Source organism: Methylobacterium sp. 391_Methyba4 (assembly GCF_029691625.1).
Lineage (GTDB): Bacteria > Pseudomonadota > Alphaproteobacteria > Rhizobiales > Beijerinckiaceae > Methylobacterium > Methylobacterium fujisawaense.
This window is the reverse complement of record NZ_CP121475.1, coordinates 5,371,980-5,393,480: the sequence shown is the minus strand read 5'-3', so window position 1 is coordinate 5,393,480 and position 21,501 is coordinate 5,371,980. Positions and strand designations below refer to the sequence as shown.

Genomic DNA, 21,501 nt, shown 5'->3' with positions numbered 1-21,501 from the left:
CGACCGCATTGTCCGGCCGCCCCGCTCGGGCGTTTCCTCCCTAGACTTTCGGACCGTTCTCTTGAGGGCGGTCTTTTTTTATTGTCGGTCCCCTTCCCCAGCCCGGCCCGGGGCGAAGAGTTCTCAAGTTTCTCTTAGAAGATCATCCGGACCGCCGCCCGGGTCGCCGTCCGGCCCCGCCTCCAAGGCCAGAACCGCGAAGGTCGCGAGCCAGTGCTCGCCCATGTAGTCGCCGGTGACGTGCGGGAGCCCCGCCGCGAGGTGATCCTCCGCGGCCGCGCCCAGGAGCGGCCGGCGGGGATCGTCCGCACCGAGGGCCGCGGCCAGCGCGCGGAAGCACCATGCGCGGCTGAGGTTCAGCCCGTCGAGATGGGCGATCTTGCCGTCCGAGCGGTCGGTCACGCGGGCCGGGCGGAACAGGGTCGCGGGCCGGGACGCCGGGAGATCGGGCAGGAACCGGTCGAACCAGGGCGCGAAACGCGTGGGGGGCAGCAGCCGGCGCATGCATTCGGCCTCGATCAGCGCGGAGGACAGGAAGTCGTCGCCGCCGGGCTCGCCCCAGGCCGGGCAGTCCGTGTCCGCCCCGTACCAGCGCTCGGCGGTGTCGCGCAGCAGGGCGGTCAGCCCGGCATCCCCCGCGCCCTCCGCGTAATCGGCCGCCAGGCGCAGCGCGAAGGCGGTGTTGAAATGGGTCCCGACCCGTACCGGATAGACGGCGACCGGCAGGAAGTCCCGGAACCGCTGCGCGATCATCCCGGCCAGCGGCGCCAGGGCCTCGGACCAGCGGCGCTCGGGGAGCGCGGAGAGTTCGTCGGCGAGCTTCAGGAGCCAGCCCCAGCCGTAGGGCCGCTCGAAGCCCCGGGCGGTCGGGGCGGCGAAGTAGGCGCATTCCCCCGCCACCGTCTCGGGGGTCAGCTGCGCGTCGAGCCGGGCGCGGATCGCCGGGGCCTGGGGGCCGTCCGGGTACAGGCGCAGCACGCGCGCCAGCAGCCAGGTGCCGTGGACGCAGGAATGCCAGTCGTAGCTGCCGTGGAAGGCCGGGTGCAGGGCCGCGGGGGTGCGGGCATCCGCTGGACCGGCCAGGACGTGCCCGGGCTTGTTCGGATATTCGCGGGCGACGTGGCCCAGGGCGACCGCGGCGAAGCGCGCGGCGATGTCGGGGGTGAGCGCGGTCGTCATCGCGGGCATGGCGTCATCGCGGGCCTCCGGGGCGGCGGAGCGGCCGGCATAGCGGGTTTTCCGGTGCGGCGTCAGCGTCTCCGGATCCTTTGCCGGCAGGCCCCCGGATCGGCTATTCCGGGACGGCCAAGCCGACGCGCCGCGTCGGCTCGATCGGGGAGCCCTCATGCGCCGCGCGCCGTTCGCCGCCCTCCTCGTGGCGCTCTCCGCGATGGCCGCGGTCCCGGCCGCGGCCGCCCCCGATCCGAGCCGCGACGTCCTGTGGGCGGCGCTGAAGACCTGCGTGCTCGCCAAGCGGCTCGCCAACCGGACCTTCCCGTGCCTCTCGGTCGACCTGGGCGACGCGGATCGTCCGGGCTCGGCGGTGCTGCGCGCCCCCGGCGAGCCGACCCACAGCGTCGTCATGCCCACCGACACCGTGGCGGGCCTGGAGGCACCGGTCCTGCGCGGGCCGCGGGGCGCCGCCTACTGGCGGGCGGCCCTGGCGGCGCGGCCGCTCGTGTCGGACGTGCTGAAAGGGAAGCTGTCCCCCGCGGAGGTCGGGCTGGCGGTCAACTCGGCCCGGGGCCGCAGCCAGGACCAGCTGCACATCCATCTCGACTGCCTGAAGCCGAGCGTGCTCAAGGCGGTCCGGGCGCACGGCCGGCAGGTGCGCCACACCTGGAGCCGCTTCCCGGTGCCACTGGCCGGCGACCGCTACTACGCCCTGCGCGTGCTGGAGGCGGAGGCCGCGCAGTTCAACCCGTTCGCGGCCCTGCACACCCTGCCGGGCGCCCGGCCGGACCTGCACCGGACGAGCTTCGCGGCGCTCGCCACGCCCCCGGGCGATCCCGAGTCGGGCTACATCCTGCTGGCCTACCGGGCGCCGAGTGCCAGCGCCGAGGACGTCATGGACCACAGCTGTCGGCTCGCGGCTGACCGGAGCGGCGCCTGAGCGGTCGCGGGCCGAGGGTCACGGCGATCGCGGCGGCGGCAGCGCGTCGAGCAGCTGGCGCAGGAATGCCCGCACCGCCTTCGGCAGCCGCCGGTCGCGCATCGCCTGGATCTTCACGCCCCGGGCGAGGCTCGTCCGGGACTGGATCGGCAGGCTGACAAGCTCGTTGAGCCGCAGGGGCGTCTGCACCGACAGCGCCGACATCAGGGCGATGCCGCGGGAGCGCCGCACGAAGGGCAGCAGCGCCGAGAGATTGTTGGAGGTCAGCACCGGCTCCACCGCGATGCCCTCGTGCGCGCAGGCGGCGTCGAAGACCTGCCGCAGGGTCGTGTCCCGGGTCGGCAGGGCGACGGGATAGTCCAGCAGGTCGGCGAGGCGCAGGGCGGGCGCCCGCGCGAGGGGATGGTCGGGCGCGGCCAGCGCCAGCATATCGACCTGCCCGTCGTAGAGCACCTCGACCTGCGCGGTGGGTGTCAGCGCGAAGGTGATCCCGAGATCGGCATCCCCCACTGCCACCGTCTGGGTGACCTGGGCCGGGGGCTGGACCGTGACCTCGAAGCGGATGCCGGGATGGGCCGCGTGGAAGGCCGCGATCGCGTTCGGCACGATGTCGAGGGAGAAGCCCTCGGAGCAGGCGACCCGGATCAGCCCGCGGGCGAGCCCTTCCAGCTCCCGGATCTCGGTGACCACCTGCTCGGAGCGGATCAGCACCTGATGGGCGTGCTGCGCCAGCAGCTCCCCGGCCGGGCTCGGCACCATGCCGCGCGGGCGCCGCTCGAACAGCACGCAGTCGAGCTCGGCTTCGAGGTTGGCGATCTGCCGGCTGATCGCCGAGGCCGCCACGTTGAGCTGGGCCGAGGCCGCAGCAATCGAGCCGGTGCGGGCCACGGCCAGGAAGTAGCGCAGGCCCGTCGTCTGCATTATCGTGCTCGATACGCTGTATGCTGCCATGCACATTGCCAATACGGCAACGCAGCACTCGCCAAATTCTACTTGTTGCGATCCCAGATGCACAACACCATGGCAGGGTGAAAAACGCGGCAGCCGCGGATCGATCCGCCGGACCTGTCCGCCGCGCCGTCGGAGACCGCATGCCGCTACGGATTCTCACCCGGGCCGCGACCCTCGCCGCCTCGTTCGCGACCCTGATCGCCGCGCATCCGGCACTGGCCGGGAAGGCCGACGACACCCTGGTCTACGCCTCGGACAGCGAGCCGGAGAATGTCAGCCCGTATCACAACAGCGCCCGCGAGGGCGTGATCCTGGCCCGGAACTGCTGGGACACCCTGCTGTACCGCGACCAGAAGGACGGCACCTACAAGCCGATGCTGGCGACCGCCTGGACCTGGGCGGACGACACGACCCTGGATCTCACGATCCGCGAGGGCGTGGTCTTCCACAACGGCGACCCGCTCGGGCCGGAGGACGTGGCCTTCACGTTCAACTACGTGCTGACGCCCGAGGCGCGCACGGTCACCCGCCAGAACGTCGACTGGATGAAGTCGGTGGAGGTCACGGGCCCGCATAATGTCCGCATCCACCTCAAGGCGCCGTTCCCGGCGGCGCTGGAATACCTCGCCGGCCCGACCCCGATCTTCCCGGCCAATTACTTCAAGAAGGTCGGGCTCGACGGCTTCGCCAAGGCGCCGATCGGCAGCGGTCCGTACCGGATCACCAAGGTCGACAGCGGCCGCGGCGTCTCCATGGAGCGGTTCGACAAGTACTGGGCCGGCAGTCCGCTGGGTAAGCCGAAGATCGGCAAGCTGCAGTTCCGCGTCATCCCGGACGGCGAGAGCCGGATGGCCGAGCTGATGACCGGCGGCGTCGACTGGATCTGGCGGGTGCCGAGCGACCAGGCCGAGCAGCTGCGCGCCGCGCCCAACATCACGGTGCTCAACTCCGAGACGATGCGGGTCGGCTTCCTGCAGTTCGACACGCTGGGCCGCGCCAAGGAGAACTCGCCGCTCAAGGACGTGCGCGTCCGGCAGGCGATCTCCTACGCCATCGACCGCAAGGCGATGGTCGACAACCTCGTGCGCGGCGCCTCGCGGGTGATGAACGCGCTGTGCTTCGTCGACCAGTTCGGCTGCACCGACCAGGGCGTGCCGCGCTACGCCTACGACCCCGCCAAGGCCAAGGCGCTGCTCAAGGACGCCGGCTACCCGAACGGCTTCGAGATCGACCTCGGCGCCTATCGCGAGCGCGACTACGCCGAGGCGGTGATCGGCTATCTCGGCGCCGTCGGCATCAAGGCGCGGCTGAACTACCTGCGCTACGCGGCGTTCCGGGATGCGCTGCGGGCCGGCAAGACCTCGATCGGCTACCAGACCTGGGGGTCGTTCTCGGTCAACGACGTCTCGGCCTTCGACGGGGTGTATTTCCGCGGCGGCGAGGAGGATCTGACCAAGGATCCGCAGGTGATCGCCGATCTCCAGAAGGGCGACGGCTCCACCGATCCGGAGACCCGCAAGGCCGCCTACGCCAAGGCGCTGCAGCGGATCGCCGGAGAGGCCTATGCCCTGCCGATGTTCTCCTACTCGACCAACTACGCCTTCACGTCGGACCTGAACTTCACCGCCCAGCCCGACGAGGTGCCGCGCTTCTACGCGGCGTCGTGGAAGTGAGGATGGTGGTCGTGGCGCGACCGGCTCCCTCTCCCGTGCGGGAGAGGGTTGGGGTGAGGGATCAGGTCTTCCCGGAGAGGTCGCACCCCTCACCCTGTCCCTCTCCCGCACGGGAGAGGGAACCCGCGATCCGCCCCGGTTCCGACGGCGGGAGCCGATCCGGTCCGCATCGCCGAAAGGGAGCCTGAGCCCATGCTGGCCTTCACGTTCCGGCGCGTGCTGGTCGCCCTGGCGGTGGCCTTCACGGTCTCGGTGGCGAGCTTCCTGCTCCTCCACCTCTCGGGCGACCTCGCGACCGCCATCGCCGGCCCGGAGGCCACCGGGCCGCAGATCGCCCAGATCCGCCAGGATTACGGACTGGACCAGCCGCTGCTGACCCAGTTCCTCACCTGGGGCTGGCGGGCTTTGCACCTCGACTTCGGCAACTCCTTCTATTTCCGCGAGAGCGTGATCGACCTGCTGGCCGCCCGCCTGCCGATCACCCTCTATCTCGGCATCATCGCGCTCGCCGTGGCCCTGTTCGTGGCGATCCCGCTGGGCGTCGTCGCCGCCGTGAAGCGGGATACCTGGATCGACCGGACGGCGCTCGCCGTCTCGGTGCTCGGCCAGGCGATGCCGAGCTTCTGGTTCGGCCTGACGCTGATCCTGATCTTCTCCGTCAACCTCCGCTGGCTGCCGGTCTCGGGCAACGCCACGTGGAAGAACTTCGTCCTGCCGGCAATCGCGCTCGGCTACTACGCGATGCCCGCCGTGATGCGCCTCACCCGCAACGGCATGCTGGAGGTGCTGGCCTCCGACTACGTCCGCACCGCACGTGCCAAGGGATTGCCGCCCAGAAAAATCCTGGTGCGGCACGCGCTGCGCAACGCCGTGATCCCGGTGATCGCCCTGTCGGCGGTGCAGTTCGGCTTCATGCTCGGCGGTTCGATCGTGATCGAGGCGGTGTTCTCGCTCCAGGGGCTCGGGCAGCTCGCCTGGGAGTCGATCGCCCGCAACGACTTCCCGGTCGTCCAGGCGATCGTGCTGGTGCTGGCCATGATCTACATCGGCCTGACGCTGGCCGCCGACCTCCTGAACGCCTTCCTCGATCCGCGCCTGCGCCAGGCCTGAGGACGGAGATCGCCATGAGCCTCCCCCCCGACACGGCGGCGCTCGCCGCCCCCGCTTTGCCCCCGGACGCGCCGGTCGCGCTGGCGGCGGTGCCCTCCCCTACCCGCCTGATCCTGCGGCGGGGCCTGCGCCACACCGGCTTCCTGATCGGGGCCGGAATCCTCGGGCTGATCGTGCTGGCGGCGCTCGCCGCCCCGCTCATCGCGCCGCACGACCCCTACGCGCAGGACGTTTCCCGCCGCCTGATCCCGCCGGTCTGGCAGGCCAAGGGCTCCTGGGAGAACGTGCTCGGCACCGACAAGCTCGGCCGCGACTACCTGAGCCGCCTGCTCTACGGCGGCCAGATCTCCCTCCTGATCGGGATCTCGGCGGCGCTGATCTCGGGGCTGATCGGCACGGTGCTCGGCCTGTGCGCCGGCTATTTCGGCGGCTGGGTCGACTCCGTGGTCAGCTACGTGGTGACCACGCGGCTCGCCATGCCGGTAGTGCTGGTGGCGCTCGCCATGGCGGCCCTGGTCGGCGGCTCCCTGAAGGTGGTGGTGCTGGTACTGGGCTTCCTGCTCTGGGACCGCTTCGCCGTCGTGACGCGGGCCGCGACCCAGCAGATCCGCAACCAGGATTTCGTCTCGGCCGCCCGCGCCGCGGGTCTGACCGACCTGCGGATCCTCCGCCAGGAGATCCTGCCCAACATCATGAACGCCCTGATCGTCGTGGCGACCCTGGAGATGGCCCACGCGATCCTGCTGGAGGCCGCCCTGTCGTTCCTCGGCCTCGGCGTCCAGCCGCCCCTGCCCTCCTGGGGCCTGATGATCGCCGAGGGCAAGCAGTACATGTTCTTCCAGCCCTGGGTGATCACCATCCCGGGCGTGGCGCTCCTCCTCCTCGTGCTGGCGATCAACCTCCTGGGCGACGGCCTGCGCGACATCACCGCCCCCGAGGCGCGCAACTGACGGCTTCGCCGGGCCAGGGCCCGTCGACAGGTTACCAAAATGTTTCACGGGAAACACACCATGACGCGAGACGCCGCCATCGCGCGCGCCACGGAGGCTTTCGATTCGGGCGCGTTCCTCGCCCTCCTGCGGGAGGCGGTGGCGATGCCCACCGAGAGCCAGGCCCCCGGCCAGGAGGCGGCGCTCCGCGCCTATCTCGACGCCTTTATCGTGCCGCTCGTCGCCCGGCTCGGCTTCGAGACGCCGAAGATCTTCCCGAACCCGGACGGGGTGCACGGCCCGTTCCTGATCGCCGAGCGGCGCGAGGGCGCGGACCTGCCGACCGTGCTGATCTACGGCCACGGCGACACGGTGCGGGGCTATCCCGAGCAGTGGCGCGCGGGCCTCGGCCCCTGGGAGATCGTGGTCGAGGGTGACCGCTGGTACGGGCGCGGCACCGCCGACAACAAGGGCCAGCACGTCCTCAACCTCGCCGCCCTGGAGCAGGTGATCGCGGCCCGCGAGGGCCATCTCGGCTTCAACGTGAAGCTCCTGATCGAGATGGGCGAGGAATCCGGCTCCCCGGGCCTGCGGCCGTTCTGCCGGGAACAGGCCGATTCCCTCCGCTCGGACGTGCTGATCGCCTCGGACGGGCCGCGCCTCAACGGCGAGCGCCCGACCCTCTTCCTGGGCTCCCGCGGCGCCTACAATTTCGAGCTGAGCCTCAACCTGCGCGAGGGCCCGCACCATTCCGGCAACTGGGGCGGCCTGCTGCGCAACCCCGGCACGGTGCTGGCCTCGGCGATCGCCTCGATGGTCGACGCGCGGGGCAGCATCCTGGTGGACGCCCTGCGGCCGCCGCCGATCCCCGAGGGCGTGCGCGCGGCGCTCGCCGACATCCGCGTCGGCGAGGACCCGACCGCGCCCACGATCGATGCCGACTGGGGCGAACCGGGCCTGAGTCCGGCCGAGCGGGTCTTCGCCTGGAACACCCTGGAGGTGCTGGCCTTCAAGACCGGCGATCCGGACGGCCCGCTCAACGCCGTCCCGCCCCACGCCAAGGCGACCCTGCAGCTGCGCTTCGTGGTCGGCACCGACTGGCAGAACCTGATCCGGAACGTCCGCGCCCATCTCGACGCGCACGGCTTCCCGATGATCGAGGTCCGGCCGGCCCGCGCCGCGGAGGTGTTCCAGGCGACGCGGCTCCCGGTCGAGGACCCCTGGGTCGAGTGGGCGCTCCAGTCGATCGAGGCGAGTTCGGGCAAAAAACCGGCGCTGCTGCCCAATCTCGGCGGCTCGTTGCCGAACGACGCCTTCTCGGAGATTTTGGGCCTGCCGACCCTCTGGGTGCCGCATTCCTACCCGGCCTGCCGCCAGCACGGGCCCGACGAGCACATGCTCGCCTCCGGCACCCGCGAGGGCCTGGCGATCATGGCCGGCCTGTTCTGGGATCTCGGTGAGGCCGGACCCGACATCCTCCGTCGCCGCAAAGCGAGGGCCTGAACCATGAGCGCGCCGGTCGTCCGCATCCGCGATCTGACGATCGCGCTCCCCAAGGGCGCCGACCGCCCGCACGCGGTCGAGGGTCTGAACCTCGACCTCGAGGCCGGGAAGATCCTGTGCGTGGTCGGGGAATCGGGCTCGGGCAAGTCGATGAGCGCCTACGCGCTGACCGGCCTCCTGCCCCGGGCGCTGAAGCCGACGGCCGGCACGATCCTGTTCGAGGGCCGGGATCTCCTGACCCTCGATGAGCCCGCGTGGCGCGGTTTGCGCGGCCGGCGCATCGCCATGGTGTTCCAGGAGCCGATGACGGCGCTGAACCCGGTGATGCGGGTCGGCGACCAGATCGCCGAGATGTTCGAGGCGCACAACCTGCTCACCCGCGGCGAGCGCTGGGCCCGGGCGGTGGCGCTCGCCACCGAGGTCGGCCTGCCGAACCCGGAAGAGGCGGTGCGGGCCTACCCGCACCAGCTCTCCGGCGGCCAGCGGCAGCGGGCGATGATCGCCATGGCGCTGGCGCTGGAGCCCTCGGTGCTGGTCGCCGACGAGCCGACCACGGCCCTCGACGTCACCACCCAGGCCCAGATCCTCCGGCTGATCCGCGACCTGCAGCGGAAGCGCGGGATGAGCGTCCTGTTCATCACCCACGATTTCGGCGTGGTCGCGGAGATCGCCGACCACGTGGCAGTGCTCCAGCGCGGCCGGCTCGTGGAATCCGGCACGGCCGAGGCGGTGCTGCGCAATCCGCAGGCACCCTACACCAAGGCGTTGCTCGCCGCCGTCCCGAGCCTCACGCCGCCGCCGCGCGCGCCCCTCGCGGCGGCCCCGGTCGCCCTCTCGGTGACCGGGCTGTCCAAGACCTATTCCGGGCGCTCCGGCCTGTTCGGCAAGCCACGGGTCGTGGCCGCCGTGAAGGAGGTCTCGTTCGACGTTCGCCGCGGCGAGACCCTTGGGATCGTGGGCGAATCCGGGTCGGGCAAGTCGACCACGGCGCGGCTCGCGATCCGGCTGATCGAGCCCGACGGCGGCACGGTCCGGCTGGGGGACCTCGACTACACGGCCCTCGGCAAGACGGCCTTGCGCGACAAGCGCAGCCGCATCCAGATGATCTTCCAGGACCCGTTCGCGTCGCTGAACCCGCGGCGCACCGTGGAGCAGATCATCACGGCGGGGCCGATCGCCCATGGGGTCCCGGCCGCCGAGGCCCGGGAGCGGGCCCGAAACCTCCTCGACCTCGTCGGCCTCGATCCGAAGGCCGCCGCCCGCTACCCGAACGCCTTCTCGGGCGGGCAGCGCCAGCGCATCGGCATCGCCCGGGCGCTCGCCATGGAGCCGGACGTGCTGGTGGCCGACGAGGCGGTCTCGGCGCTCGACGTCTCCGTCCAGCGGCAGGTGCTGGACCTGCTGGAGGATCTGAAGCAGCGCCTGTCCCTGGCGATGCTGTTCATCACCCACGACCTGCGGGTGGCCGCCACGATCTGCGACCGGATCGCCGTGATGCACCGCGGCGCCATCGTGGAGATGCGGGGCACCGCGGAGCTGTTCGCCGCGCCGGAGCACGCCTACACCCGCAGCCTCCTCGCGGCGGTGCCGGGCGCGCACGCCTCCTGAGCCCGCCGGGGCCGGGACCGGGCCAATCTGGGACGCAGAGACAAGTTTTTTGGACGGGACCGCCCTGTCCGGCCCCTGCAAGTTCAGTAGGATAGCGCCGTTGTCGCGGGTGGAGCACCCCGACGGATCCACGGCTGCACCCGCTATCCGTCCTCGCTCCCGCCCCGACTGCGGACGGGGTGATTCAGCGTGTCGATCTCAGACAGGACCGACGACAGGCAAGCGATCCGCCGGCGCAGCGCGCCGGATGGACCGCCGGCGCTGCGCCGCGGGCGCGAGCACCGGATCGTGCGCTGGATCAGCGCCGGCAACCGCAAGGCACCGCCCCCCGCGGAGGAGACCACGTCCGCGGCTCCGGATTGCCACGTGATCAAGCTGAGCTGGGCCGACACGTTCGGGCGTCCGGACCGCGCCGCGCTCGGCAGGTCCGTCCCGGGCCCCGCGCAGGTGCTTCCGTTCCAGAGCCGCAAGGCCGAGAGCGCGCCGCCACCGGGCTCCCGCCGCGCCGCCGATCAGCCGCCGGTGCCGGTCCTGCGCTGATCGCTGCGCCCGCCGGGCACGCCGAGGCCGATCGCCTTGGCGAGCGCGGAGCGCTGCGCGGCGTAGCCGGGCGCGGTCATCGGGTAATCCTCCGGCAGGCCGTAGCGCTCGCGATACCGCTCCGGCGTGAGGCCGTGGGCGGTGAGATGGCGCTTCAGGGTCTTGTAGGTCCGGCCGTCGATGAAGCTGACGATGCCGTCCTCCTGGACCGACTTCCGGATCTGTGCCGGCGTCGGCCGCTCCACGGCCGGTTCCGCCGGGGCAGCCGGTTGCCCGTCGAGGGCCGCCAGCGCTCCATGCACGCTCGCCATCAGCTCCGGCAGCGCCGTCGGCGGAACGGAATTGTTCGAGACGTAGGCGGCGGCGATCTCGCCGACCAACGTGACCAACCGGAGGCGGCTCTCGGGATTCTGTTCAGGCACTGCGCGAGTCCATCCGAAGCTTTCGACGACGATGGACGTGGTTCCAAAGCAAAAATCGCGGATGTGTCAAGACGGTCTTGAAAGACAGTCGATCACCGAAAGGGCTTTTCGATCCGAACGGGCGCGATCGCCCGCGAAAAGGATCCGTCACCTGCACAAAGATGCCGATCCTGCCCCGGTTACAGGCGCCGGACGCGCACAGGCCGGGAAATACCGCGCCACATCCGGCCGGAGCGCAGGACGGCGCGGCGTCAGCCGATCCCGAGGACGCGGATCAGCGTGAGGCTGAGGACGATCAGGACGGCGAGGGAGGCGATGACGGCGAGGGTGACCCGGCCGCCGACCCGGGCGAGAACCCGCACGTCGACCCCGAGCCCCAGGGCGGCCATGGACAGGACCGTGAGCACGCCGGCGAGCTGGGTCAGCGGCTTCACCGCGGCATCCGGGACGAGGCCCAGGGAGCGCAGGGTGGCCAGGGCCAGGAAGCCGACAATGAACCAGGGCACGAGCTTGGTGAGGCCGGGACGGGCCGGCGCGCCCGGCGCCCCCGCCGCCTGCGGCAGCCGGGGCGCGATCAGCGAGAACGCCACCACGACCGGGCCGAGCATCAGCACGCGGACGAGCTTCACCAGGGTTCCGACCTGGGTCGACAGCAGGCTCACCGGCACGGTCGCGGCCAGCACCTGCGGCACCGCGTAGACGGTGAGCCCCGCCAGCACGCCGTACTGGTTGTCGGTCATGCCGGCGAGCGGCACGAACAGCGGCAGGCCGAGCACCATCAGCACCCCGAGCACCGCCGTGAAGGCGATGGCGGCGGCGATGTCCTTCGGCTCCGCTCCGATCACCGGCGCCACCGCGGCGATGGCCGAGTTGCCGCAGATGGCGTTGCCGCAGGCGACGAGGATCGCCATCCGGGCCGGCAGGCCCAGCACCCGGCAGATCGCCACGCTGGCGGCGATGCCGAGGACCACGGTCCCGACGATGCCGGCCAGCAGCGCCGGGCCGGAGGCGAGGATCGCCCCGAGGCTCAGGGAGGCGCCGAGCAGCACGACGGCGACTTCGAGGAGCTGCTTGGCCGAGAAGGCGATGCCGGTTCGGAACCGGGCCGGGGGCGTCCAGGCGGTGCGCACCGCGATGCCGACCAGGATCGCCAGGACCAGGGCCTCGATATAGGGATGGCCGGCGACCCGCTCCTCCAGCGCCTGCGCGGCCATCGCCACCGCGGTGATCGCCGCGCACAGGCCGATGCCGGGCAGGACCGAGGCGGCCGTATCCGACCGGCCGCCCCGCTCGGGAAGCGCCGGCGTCGGGGCTGCCTGGGAAGAGGATTCGAGGCTCACAGGATCGGACTCCGCGGTCGTCGACGGAGCTTATAGGAAGAAAACGTTCGTCGCACCCACGCAAAAGAGAAGTTACTTCTCTATTCAGGCATCGTTCGAGAAGACGCATCTAAGGACACGGTGGACCCGACCGCGCGCCGGGACGCTCCCGGTCGTCGGGCGCCGCGGCGCCTCAGGCCTGCATGCCCCAGCGCTGGACGGTGCGCCGCTCGATCGTCTGGAAGATCAGGTTCTCGACCACGAGGCCGATCAGGATGACGGTGAGCAGACCGGCGAACACGTTCGGGATGTCGAGCATGTTCTTGTTCTCGAAGATGAACCAGCCGAGCCCGCCCGCCCCGGACGACACGCCGAAGACCAGCTCGGCGGCGATCAGGGTGCGCCACGCGAAGGCCCAGCCGACCTTCAGCCCGGTGAGGATCGCGGGAAAGGCCGCCGGGATCAGGATCTTGCCGATCAGCCGCGGTCCCGACAGCCCGTAATTGCGCCCGACCATCTTCAGCGTCCGGCTCACCGACAGGAAGCCGGAATGGGTGTTCAGCGCGATCGCCCAGGTCACCGAGTGGACCAGCACGAAGATCAGGCTGCCGTTGCCCAGGCCGAACCAGATCAGCGCCAGGGGCAGCAGTGCGATGGCCGGCAGCGGGTTGAACATCGACGTCAGGGTCTCGAGCAGATCGGTCCCGATCCGCGACGCGATGGCGAGGCCCGTGAGCACGGTCGCCAGGGCGATGCCGGCGGCGTAACCCATGAGCAGCACCTTGAGCGACGACCAGGCGCGGGCCGGCAGCGTGCCGTCCGCGATACCCCGAAAGAAGGCCTCCACGGTGGCCGAGAAGGTCGGGAACAGCAGGTCGTTGTCGAGGTAGCGCCCGTAGGCCTCCCAGATCCCGGCCAGGAGGACGAGGATCACGATCTTGCGCAGCCAGGCTTGGTTGTAGAGCCGCTCGGCGAGCGACAGGGGCTTCTCCACCACCGTGGCGCCATGGGCGTGGCCGGTCTCGCGCACGATCTCAGGGCGGCCGGATTCCACGGGCGTCAGGCGCGGCGCGACGCCGGTCAGCGGGGCGCCGGTCAGGGCTTGCGCGCTAGACATTCTCGGCCTCCTCGATCTCTTCCGAGAACAGCATGTGCTGGATTCGGCTCTCCAGCTGCAGCGCCGCCTCCGGGGATTCGGCGCTGTTGAGTTCGGCCTTCACCTCGCCGGGATGGGGCGAGAGCAGCAGGATGCGGGAGCCGACCTTGATCGCCTCGGGGATCGAGTGGGTGACGAACAGCACGGTGAAGCGCGTGCCCTCCCACAGCATCAGCAGCTCGTCCTGCATGCGCCGCCGGGTGAGCGCGTCGAGCGCCGCGAAGGGCTCGTCCATCAGCAGGATGTCGGGCTCCATGGCCATGCCGCGGGCGATGGCGACGCGCTGCTTCATCCCGCCCGACAGGGTGTGGGGATAGCTGTCGGCGAACTTCGTGAGGTTGACCTTGTCGATGTAGAGGTTGGCCCGGTCCAGGGCCTCCCGGCCCTTGAGCCGGCCCGAGGCTTCCAGCGCGAAGACCACGTTCTGCCGCACGGTCTTCCAGGGCAGGAGCTGGTCGAATTCCTGGAACACCATCATCCGGTCGGGGCCGGGCTCGGTGACCGGGCGGCCCTTCAGGCGGATCTCGCCCTCGGTGGGGGCCATGTAGCCGCCCACCGCCTTGAGCAGGGTCGACTTCCCGCAGCCGGAGGGCCCGAGCAGGACGAACCGGTCCCCGGGCCAGACCCGGAAGCTCACCCGGTAGGTGGCGGTGACGAGGTGCTCGGGCGTCTTGTAGCGGAGTGTGACGCCGTCGACCTCCAGCAGAGGCTGACCCGTGTCCATCCATCCTCCCTGGCGCCGCAGCTTCGACCGCGTGTCGCAGAGGGCCGGCGATGGCCCGCCCCTCACGGGAAAGTGTATCGGGCCGCCGAAGAGGCTGTAAAGGTCGATATTCTGTATGCGATCGGACCGAGGACCTGCAGGTCCGGCCCCGGCGCGGTCAGGCCGGATGCCACCACCGGCCCTTCAGCACCACGCCCTCGGCGGTGATCCGCTGGGCGCCGGTCATGGTCTCCCCCCGCGTGTCGACGTAGTCGAAGGCCCCGTCCCGCACCGCCAGCACGGTGGCGTCGCCCAGCGCCCCGACCTTCAAGGTCCCGTATTCCATGCGCTTCAGCGCCACGGCGGCGTTCACCGTGGAGGCGGCGATGACGTCGGTGAGGCTCATGCCGAGGCAGAGCATCTTCGACATGGTGGTGACTTGGTCGAAGGCCGGCCCCTCGATGCAGAGCTGGTGCACGTCCGACGAGATCGTGTCCGGCAGGAAGCCCCCCGCCAGCATGGCCCGCGCCGTCCGGAAGGCGAAGGAGCCCTTGCCGTGGCCGATGTCGAACAGCACCCCCCGCGCCCGGGCCTCGCGCAGCGCCGGCTTCACAGCGCCCTGCGCGGTCACGGGCGAGTTCGGGAAGGGCCGGAACGCGTGGGTCAGCACGTCGCCGGGGCGGAGCATGGCGAGCACGGCCTCGTAGCTCGGCGGCGGCTCGTCGATATGGGCCATCAGCGGAAGGCCGGTCTCCTCGGCGACCTGCAGGGCAATGTCCAGCGGCGCGGTACCCTGGTCGCCGGAGGCGTGGCGCCCGACCCGGACCTTGATGCCGACGATCACGTCCCGGTTGGCCTCGGCGACCTCCACGGCCTCCCGGGGCGCCATCAGCCGCGGATCCTCGCTCTCGCCGACCATGATGGTCTTCGAGAACCCGAAGATGCCCGCGAAGGAGACGTGCAGGTAGGCGAGGATCCGCGCCTGCGACCGCTCGATCACGTGGCTGCGGAAGCCCGCGAAGTTGCCGGGTCCCGCGCTGCCGGTATCCACCGAGGTGGTCACCCCGGAGGTGCGGCAGAATTCGTCGGCGTCGATGCCCAGCGACGTGCCGCCCCAATAGACATGGGTGTGCAGGTCGATCAGGCCCGGCGTGACGATGGCGCCTTCCATGTCGCGGACCTGCGTGCCCGGGCCGGCCGGCAGGTCGCGGCCGAAGCCCGAGACCCGTCCGTCCGCGAAGGCGACGTCGCAGATCCCGTCGTGGTTCTGCGACGGGTCGATGACCCGCGCGCCCTTCAGGATGAGGTCGTGCTGCACGGTTGTCTCCAAAAGCCGTCTGCAGGGATCCGATCCGTCATCGCGCGCGCAGCGAAGCGACCCAGGGATCCGCCACGCTCGGGGATCGCGCGCCGCACCGGGTTGCTTCGCTGCGCTCGCAAAGACGGCTCCGTCAGGCCGCCCGGGCCGGCGCGGCCGCGTCGTTGAGGTGGCAGGCGGCGAAATGGCCGGTGCCCACTGCGTCGAGGCCGGGCACCTCGGTCCGGCAGCGGTCGAAGGCGTGCGGGCAGCGGGTGTGGAAGCGGCAGCCGGAGGGCGGGTTGATCGGGCTCGGCACGTCGCCCTTGAGCACGATGCGGGTGCGCCCGGCCCCGGGCTCGGGGATCGGCACCGCCGAGAGCAGGGCCTGCGTGTAGGGGTGCTTCGGGGCCAAGAACAGATCGCGGCGGGGCCCGATCTCGACGATCTTGCCGAGATACATCACCGCCACCCGGTGGGTCATGTGCTCGACGATGGCGAGGTCGTGGCTGATGAACAGCATGGCGAGGTCGAGCTCGCGCTGAAGATCCCGCAGCAGGTTGACGATCTGCGCCTTCACGGAGACGTCGAGCGCCGAGACCGCCTCGTCGCAGATGATCAGGTCCGGCTCGGCGGCGAGCGCCCGGGCGATGCCGATGCGCTGGCGCTGGCCCCCCGAGAACTCGTGTGGGAACCGGCCCAGCGCCTCGCGGGGCAGGCCGACCCGCTCCATCAGGCTGGCGAGCTTCGCCTCGAGGTCGGCGGCATTGCGGGCGAGGCCGAAATTGCGGATCGGCTCGGCCAGGATCGCCCGCACCCGCATCCGCGGGTTGAGGGACGAGAACGGGTCCTGGAACACCATCTGGATGTGGCGCCGCAGGGGCCGGAGCGCTCCGGCCGAGAGGTCGTCGATGCGCCGCCCGTCGAGCACCACCTGTCCGGCGGTGGGCGCGTAGAGGCGCATCAGCGCCTTGGCGACGGTGGACTTGCCGCAGCCGGATTCGCCGACGAGCGACAGGGTCTCGCCCCGGGCGACCGTGAAGGACAGGCCGTCCACGGCCTTCAGCACGCGGGTCGACCGGCCGAACAGGCCGCCGCCGAGGGAAAAGTGCTTCTTGAGGTCGTTGACCTCCAGCAGGGTGCGGGCGGGGGGTGCGGGCGGGGCGCTCATGCCGCGAGGGCGTCCTTCGGCGCGTAGTGGCAGGCGGCGAGGTGGCCCGGCGCCTTCGGCTCCAGGGCCGGCGCGTAGGCGCGGCACAGGTCGGTCACGTCCGGACAGCGCCCGGCGAAGACGCAGCCCTCGATCCGGCCCTTCAGGCTCGGCACCATGCCGGGGATCTCGGCGAGCCGCGCGTCGGCCCCGTGCTCGACGGCGCCGAGCTTCGGCACCGCCCCCATCAGGCCCCGCGTGTAGGGATGGCGGGGCGCCCGGAACAGGTCGCGGACCGGCGCCTCCTCGACCTTGCGGCCGGCATACATCACCACCACCCGGTCGGCGACCTCGGCCACCACCCCGAGATCGTGCGTGATCAGCATGATCGCGGCCCCGACCCGGGCCTTCAGGTCGCGCATCAGGTCGAGGATCTGGGCCTGGATGGTCACGTCGAGCGCCGTGGTCGGCTCGTCGGCGATCAGGAGCTTGGGCGAGCAGGCGAGCGCGATGGCGATCATCACCCGCTGGCGCATGCCGCCGGAGAGCTGGTGCGGGTATTCCCGCACCCGGCGCCGCGGCTCGGGGATGCCGACCAGCGTCAGCATCTCGATTGCCCGCTCCTCGGCCTCGCGTCGGCCGAGCCCCTGGTGCAGGCGCAGGGTCTCGCCGATCTGGCGGCCGACCGTCAGGACCGGGTTCAGCGAGGTCATCGGCTCCTGGAAGATCACGCTGATGTCGTTGCCGCGGATCTTGCGCATGGCGCTGTTGGGCAGGTCGAGGAGGTTGGTCCCCTCGAACTTGATGGCGCCGGCAATGCGGGCCGGCGGCTCGGGCAGGAGCCGCAGGATCGACATGGACGTCACCGACTTCCCGCAGCCGGATTCGCCGACGATCGCCAGGGTCTCCCCCGACTGGATCGCGAACGAGACCCCGTCCACCGCCCGGTTCACCCCGTCGGGGGTGCGGAAATGGACCTGCAGGTTCTCGATCGACAGGAGGGGTGCGCCGCTCATGCTGCCGGTCCTCATCAGACGTCTTTCGCCATGCGGGGATCGAGGGCGTCGCGCAGGCCGTCGCCGACGAGGTTCACGGCCAGCACCGTCATCGAGAGGAAGATCGCCGGGAACAGGATGATGTAGAACTTCACCTGCCAGAGGGCCCGGCCCTCGGCCATGATGTTGCCCCAGGACGGCGTCGAGGGCGGCACGCCCGCGCCGATGAACGACAGGATCGCCTCGGTGATCATCGCGGAGGCGCAGATGTAGGTCGCCTGCACGGTCATAGGCGCCAGCGTGTTGGGCAGGATGTGGCGCCAGATGATCGCCGGCATCCGGGTGCCCGTGGTCACCGCCGCCTCGACATAGGGCTGCTCGCGCAGGGACAGGACCACGCCGCGCACGAGGCGGGCGACCCGCGGGATCTCCGCGATGGTGATCGCGATGATCACGTTCTGGACCGAGCCGCGGGTCAGCGCCATCAGCGCGACCGCGAGCAGGATCGGCGGGATCGACATCATGCCGTCGACGACCCGCATGACGATCCCGTCGAGCCAGCGCACCATGCCGGAGACGAGTCCGACCGCGAGGCCGGCGATCGAGGCGAGGAACGCCACCGAGAAGCCGACCAGCAGCGAGACCCGGGCGCCGTAGACCACCCGCGAGTAGACGTCGCGGCCGAGCATGTCGGTGCCGAACCAGTATTGCGCGGACGGAGCCCGGGTGCGCTTGGCGGGCGCCAGGGCGGTCGGGTCGACGGTGCCGAGATACGGCGCCAGCAAAGCCATCAGGAAGACGACGAGGAGCAGCACGCCCCCGACCACGATGGTCGGGTTGCGGCGGATATAGGTCCAGACCGGGCCCCGGCGCTTGCGGGCCGGGAACACGTCGGGCAGCGGCGCCGCGATGGCGAGGCCCGGCGGCGGGGGCGCCTTGGGGGCGGTCGCCTCGGACGGGGTCCCCGCCTGCGGGGCGCTGCTGGGGAAGGGCGCGACGGTCGCGGTCAATAGCGGATCCTCGGGTCGAGCACGGTGTAGAAGAGGTCGATGGCGAGGTTCACCAGCACGTAGACGAAGCTGAACAGCAGGACGACGCCCTGGATGACCGGGTAGTCGCGCCGCAGGATCGCATCGACGGTGAGGCGCCCGAGGCCGGGAATCGCGAAGACCGTCTCGGTCACCACCGCGCCGCCGATCAGCAGGGCGATGCCGATGCCGATCACGGTGACGATCGGCACCGCGGCGTTCTTGAGGGCGTGGACGAACAGGACCGGCCCCTGCCCCAGCCCCTTCGCCCGGGCGGTGCGGACGTAATCCTGCTGGAGCACGTCGAGCATGGTCGCCCGGGTCACCCGGGCGATCAGCGCGATGTAGACGAGGCCGAGCGTCACCGCCGGCAGGATCAGGTTGGACAGCCAGGGCCACAGGCCCTGCTCGATCGGCGTGTAGCCCTGGACGGGCAGCCAGCCGAGTTCGAGGGCGAAGACGTAGGCGAGCACATAGCCGACCACGAAGACCGGGACCGAGAAGCCCGTCACGGCGAGGCCCATCACGAGGCGGTCGATCAGGCTGCCGGCCTTCCAGGCGGCGACGACGCCGAGCGGCACCGCCACCACGATGGCGAAGACCAGGGTGACCAGCATCAGCGAGACGGTGGGCTGCACGCGCTGGCCGATCATGGTGGTGACCGGCAGGTTGGTGAAGATCGAGGTGCCGAGATCCCCGTGGAGGATCTGCCAGGACCATTCCCAGAACCGCACCAGGAACGGCCGGTCGAGGCCCAGCGTGGCGCGGATCCGGGCGACGTCGTCGGGCGTCGCCTGGTCGCCCGCGATGATCGCCGCCGGATCGCCGGGGGCGAAGTAGAGGAGGCTGAAGACGAACAGCCCGACCACCGCCATGACCGGGATGGTGGCGAGGATGCGCCTGCCGATATAGCCGAGCATGGGTCCTCGCTAGGCCGTGGGACGAAGGGCGCGGCGGGCGCCGCCGCACCCCCTCTCCCCTCTGCGGGGGAGGGTGGCCGCCGAAGGGGGTCGGGAGAGGGGAACCCGGCTTCCGGAAGGGGCGCGGCCTGCATGAAGGGCGAAGCCCGATCCTGCATCGTCGCTCCCCTCTCCCGACCCTCGCTGACGCGAGGGCCACCCTCCCCCGCAGAGGGGGGAGGGAGAACGCGTCGCGTTCGCCGGCATGATCACCACCCGCCCCATCACGCCTTCGACACGCCCCAGGTGAACGGGATCGGCCCCTTCACGATGCCCGAGACGTTCTTCCGCCACGCCTGGTAGCCGAGGAAGAACCCGGTCGGGACGTAGACCACGCCCTCGCAGGCGGCGGCGTTGACCTTGTCGATGGCGGCCTTCTCGGCGGCCGGGTCGGCGGCGTCGAACCATTCGGCGATGGCGGTCTCCACCGGCGGGATGTTCGGCCAGCCGAACCACGCCTTGTCGCCGCTCGCCCGCACCGCCGGGTAGCCCGCCGGGTTGATGCAGTCGGCGCCCGCGTGCCACGTGTGGAACATGTTCCAGCCGCCCTGGGACGGCGGCGCCTTGGAGGCCCGGCGGGTGCCGGTGGTGCCCCAGTCGGTGGCGACGAAGTCGACGTTGAAGCCCATCTGCTTCAAGAGGTCGGCGGTGATGTCGCCCTGCGCCTTGGTGATTCCCTGATCCTGCGCCACGATGCAGACCACCGGCTCGCCCTTGTAGCCGGCTTCCTTGAGCAGCTTCTGGCCGAGCTTGATGTCGCCCTTGCCGACGTTGCCGCCGCCCGCCTCGCTGTAGAGGGGCGTCCCCGGCGTGAAGAAACCCGGCAGCTTCTTCCACAGGCTGTCGTCGTCGCCGACGATCGCCCGCATGTAATCCTCCTGGCTCATCGCGGTCATGACCGCCTGCCGGATCTTCGGATTGTCGAAGGGCGGGTGCAGGTGGTTCATCCGGAACGAGCCGACATTGCCCAGCGGGTCGGCGATATCGACGTTGAGGTTGCTGTTCTTGCGCAGCAGCGGGACGAGGTCGGAGATCGGGTTCTCCCACCAGTCGACCTCGCCGTTCTGCAGGGCCGCCGAGGCGGTGGCGGCGTCCGGCATGATCACCCACTCGACCCGGTCGACCAGCATGCGCTTGCCGCCCGCGAGCCAGGAATTCGGCTCGTCGCGGGGCTTGTAGTCGGTGAAGGTCTCGAACACCGCCCGGGCGCCCGGCACCCACTCGTTGCGGACGAACTTCATCGGGCCCGAGCCGACATATTCGGAGATCTGCGTGAACGGGTCGGTCTTGGCGATCCGCTCCGGCATCATCAGGGCCATCGGCGCGTTGGTCTTGCCGAGCGCGTAGAGCAGCTTCGGGAAGGGCTTCTTCAGGCGCCACTGGAAGGTCTTGTCGTCGGTCGCCGCGAGGTCGTCCTGGATTCCCCGGATCATCAGGCCGATCGGGTCCCGGGCCATCCAGCGGGTGAGGCTCGCCACCACGTCCTTGGCCAGCACCGGCTCGCCGTCGTGCCACTTGAGGCCGGGGCGCAGCCGGAAGGTCCAGGTCAGCTTGTCGCCCGAGACCTCCTCGGACTCGACCATCTGGCGCTGCGGCTTCAGCTGCGCGTCGACGCCGTAGAGCATGTCCCAGACGAGGGTGCCGGCGTTGCGCACCACGTACTGGGTCCCCCAGATCGGGTCGAAATTGGCGAGGTTCGCCTGCGGCACGAAGCGCAGCACCTTCGCGCCCTGCGCCAGGGCCGGCCGCGCGATCTGCGGTGCCGCCAGCCCGAGCGCGGCCGAGCCCTTCAGGAACGTCCTGCGGTCCATCGTCTTCTCCCTGGCGGTGCGGGTCTCAGGCCCGAAGCGCCGGCCCACACCTTGCGGGCGAGTTTGAACAATTCTTAAGCAGGGGCGCAATGGCCCGGCGTGACAATGGAGCTCTGGCAAGCGCCCGCGCGACCACCGGTCTGGGGACGGAGTCGGGCTGGGCGCAGGCGGTGCGTGCGCGGGCGGTGCTTGCGCGGATCCAGGTCACGGGGCGCATCTCGCAAGCCCCGCGCC

General features: G+C 70.9%; 19 protein-coding genes. 7 read left to right on the top strand and 12 right to left on the bottom strand.

The genetic code is table 11. The annotated features are described in order from the left end of the window. Positions 1-123: 123 nt before the first annotated feature. Positions 124-1,179, bottom strand: a complete 1,056-nt coding sequence (locus P9K36_RS25395) for a DUF2891 domain-containing protein (protein ID WP_111474327.1) — start codon at positions 1,177-1,179, stop codon at positions 124-126. A gap of 166 nt (positions 1,180-1,345) precedes the next feature. On the opposite strand from P9K36_RS25395, the gene P9K36_RS25390 reads away from it, so the two are divergent. Further along, positions 1,346-2,113, top strand: coding sequence for a CDP-diacylglycerol diphosphatase (locus tag P9K36_RS25390; RefSeq protein WP_111473547.1), 768 nt, complete (start codon positions 1,346-1,348; stop codon positions 2,111-2,113). 18 nt (positions 2,114-2,131) lie between these two features. On the opposite strand, the gene P9K36_RS25385 is transcribed toward P9K36_RS25390, so the two are convergent. Next, a complete protein-coding gene (locus P9K36_RS25385; protein WP_043351634.1) occupies positions 2,132-3,034 on the bottom strand; it encodes a LysR family transcriptional regulator in 903 nt (300 codons plus the stop codon). A 170-nt stretch (positions 3,035-3,204) separates the two neighbouring features. Between P9K36_RS25385 and P9K36_RS25380 the strand changes: the two genes are divergently transcribed. The 6 genes from P9K36_RS25380 to P9K36_RS25355 all read left to right on the top strand — a co-directional run bounded on the left by P9K36_RS25380 (position 3,205) and on the right by P9K36_RS25355 (position 10,427). Continuing rightward, positions 3,205-4,737, top strand: a complete 1,533-nt coding sequence (locus P9K36_RS25380; protein WP_075381045.1) for an ABC transporter substrate-binding protein — start codon at positions 3,205-3,207, stop codon at positions 4,735-4,737. A gap of 192 nt (positions 4,738-4,929) precedes the next feature. Next, a complete protein-coding gene (locus P9K36_RS25375; protein ID WP_111473548.1) occupies positions 4,930-5,847 on the top strand; it encodes an ABC transporter permease in 918 nt (305 codons plus the stop codon). 14 nt (positions 5,848-5,861) lie between these two features. Further along, the gene (locus P9K36_RS25370; protein ID WP_111473549.1) at positions 5,862-6,797 is read left to right on the top strand and encodes an ABC transporter permease; all 936 of its coding nucleotides are present in this window, start codon (positions 5,862-5,864) and stop codon (positions 6,795-6,797) included. Between the two features lie 60 nt (positions 6,798-6,857). Further along, positions 6,858-8,279 carry a M20 family metallopeptidase gene (locus P9K36_RS25365; RefSeq protein WP_111473550.1) on the top strand — a complete coding sequence of 474 codons (1,422 nt, stop codon included), beginning with the start codon at positions 6,858-6,860 and terminating at the stop codon, positions 8,277-8,279. A 3-nt stretch (positions 8,280-8,282) separates the two neighbouring features. Further along, complete coding sequence (locus tag P9K36_RS25360; protein ID WP_111473551.1) at positions 8,283-9,887, top strand: ABC transporter ATP-binding protein; 1,605 nt, start codon at positions 8,283-8,285, stop codon at positions 9,885-9,887. 189 nt (positions 9,888-10,076) lie between these two features. Continuing rightward, the gene (locus tag P9K36_RS25355; protein WP_043351624.1) at positions 10,077-10,427 is read left to right on the top strand and encodes a hypothetical protein; all 351 of its coding nucleotides are present in this window, start codon (positions 10,077-10,079) and stop codon (positions 10,425-10,427) included. On the opposite strand, the gene P9K36_RS25350 is transcribed toward P9K36_RS25355, so the two are convergent. The 10 genes from P9K36_RS25350 to P9K36_RS25305 all read right to left on the bottom strand — a co-directional run bounded on the left by P9K36_RS25350 (position 10,400) and on the right by P9K36_RS25305 (position 21,267). Then, positions 10,400-10,849 (bottom strand): MucR family transcriptional regulator, encoded by a 450-nt coding sequence (locus P9K36_RS25350; protein ID WP_278306201.1) that lies wholly within the window; start codon positions 10,847-10,849, stop codon positions 10,400-10,402. The two genes, P9K36_RS25355 and P9K36_RS25350, sit on opposite strands and share 28 nt — an antisense overlap. A gap of 251 nt (positions 10,850-11,100) precedes the next feature. Further along, positions 11,101-12,189 carry a putative sulfate exporter family transporter gene (locus tag P9K36_RS25345; protein ID WP_043384759.1) on the bottom strand — a complete coding sequence of 363 codons (1,089 nt, stop codon included), beginning with the start codon at positions 12,187-12,189 and terminating at the stop codon, positions 11,101-11,103. Positions 12,190-12,361: 172 nt separating this feature from the next. Continuing rightward, positions 12,362-13,285 carry an ABC transporter permease gene (locus P9K36_RS25340; RefSeq protein ID WP_051976149.1) on the bottom strand — a complete coding sequence of 308 codons (924 nt, stop codon included), beginning with the start codon at positions 13,283-13,285 and terminating at the stop codon, positions 12,362-12,364. Next, positions 13,278-14,048, bottom strand: a complete 771-nt coding sequence (locus P9K36_RS25335; RefSeq protein WP_043350049.1) for an ABC transporter ATP-binding protein — start codon at positions 14,046-14,048, stop codon at positions 13,278-13,280. The genes P9K36_RS25340 and P9K36_RS25335 overlap by 8 nt, the downstream gene beginning before the upstream one ends. A gap of 157 nt (positions 14,049-14,205) precedes the next feature. Beyond that, on the bottom strand, positions 14,206-15,345 hold the full coding sequence (locus P9K36_RS25330) for an amidohydrolase/deacetylase family metallohydrolase (protein ID WP_111474328.1): 1,140 nt from the start codon (positions 15,343-15,345) through the stop codon (positions 14,206-14,208). Positions 15,346-15,478: 133 nt separating this feature from the next. Continuing rightward, positions 15,479-16,495 (bottom strand): oligopeptide/dipeptide ABC transporter ATP-binding protein, encoded by a 1,017-nt coding sequence (locus tag P9K36_RS25325; RefSeq protein ID WP_043759645.1) that lies wholly within the window; start codon positions 16,493-16,495, stop codon positions 15,479-15,481. Next, positions 16,492-17,505, bottom strand: a complete 1,014-nt coding sequence (locus P9K36_RS25320; RefSeq protein WP_043350053.1) for an ABC transporter ATP-binding protein — start codon at positions 17,503-17,505, stop codon at positions 16,492-16,494. Before P9K36_RS25320 ends, P9K36_RS25325 begins: the two co-directional genes overlap by 4 nt. Next, positions 17,505-18,380 carry an ABC transporter permease gene (locus P9K36_RS25315; RefSeq protein WP_052083912.1) on the bottom strand — a complete coding sequence of 292 codons (876 nt, stop codon included), beginning with the start codon at positions 18,378-18,380 and terminating at the stop codon, positions 17,505-17,507. Before P9K36_RS25315 ends, P9K36_RS25320 begins: the two co-directional genes overlap by 1 nt. Before the next feature lie 95 nt (positions 18,381-18,475). Continuing rightward, positions 18,476-19,417, bottom strand: a complete 942-nt coding sequence (locus P9K36_RS25310) for an ABC transporter permease (RefSeq protein WP_043350057.1) — start codon at positions 19,415-19,417, stop codon at positions 18,476-18,478. A 263-nt stretch (positions 19,418-19,680) separates the two neighbouring features. Next, the gene (locus P9K36_RS25305) at positions 19,681-21,267 is read right to left on the bottom strand and encodes an ABC transporter substrate-binding protein (RefSeq protein WP_043759640.1); all 1,587 of its coding nucleotides are present in this window, start codon (positions 21,265-21,267) and stop codon (positions 19,681-19,683) included. Positions 21,268-21,501: the final 234 nt, after the last annotated feature.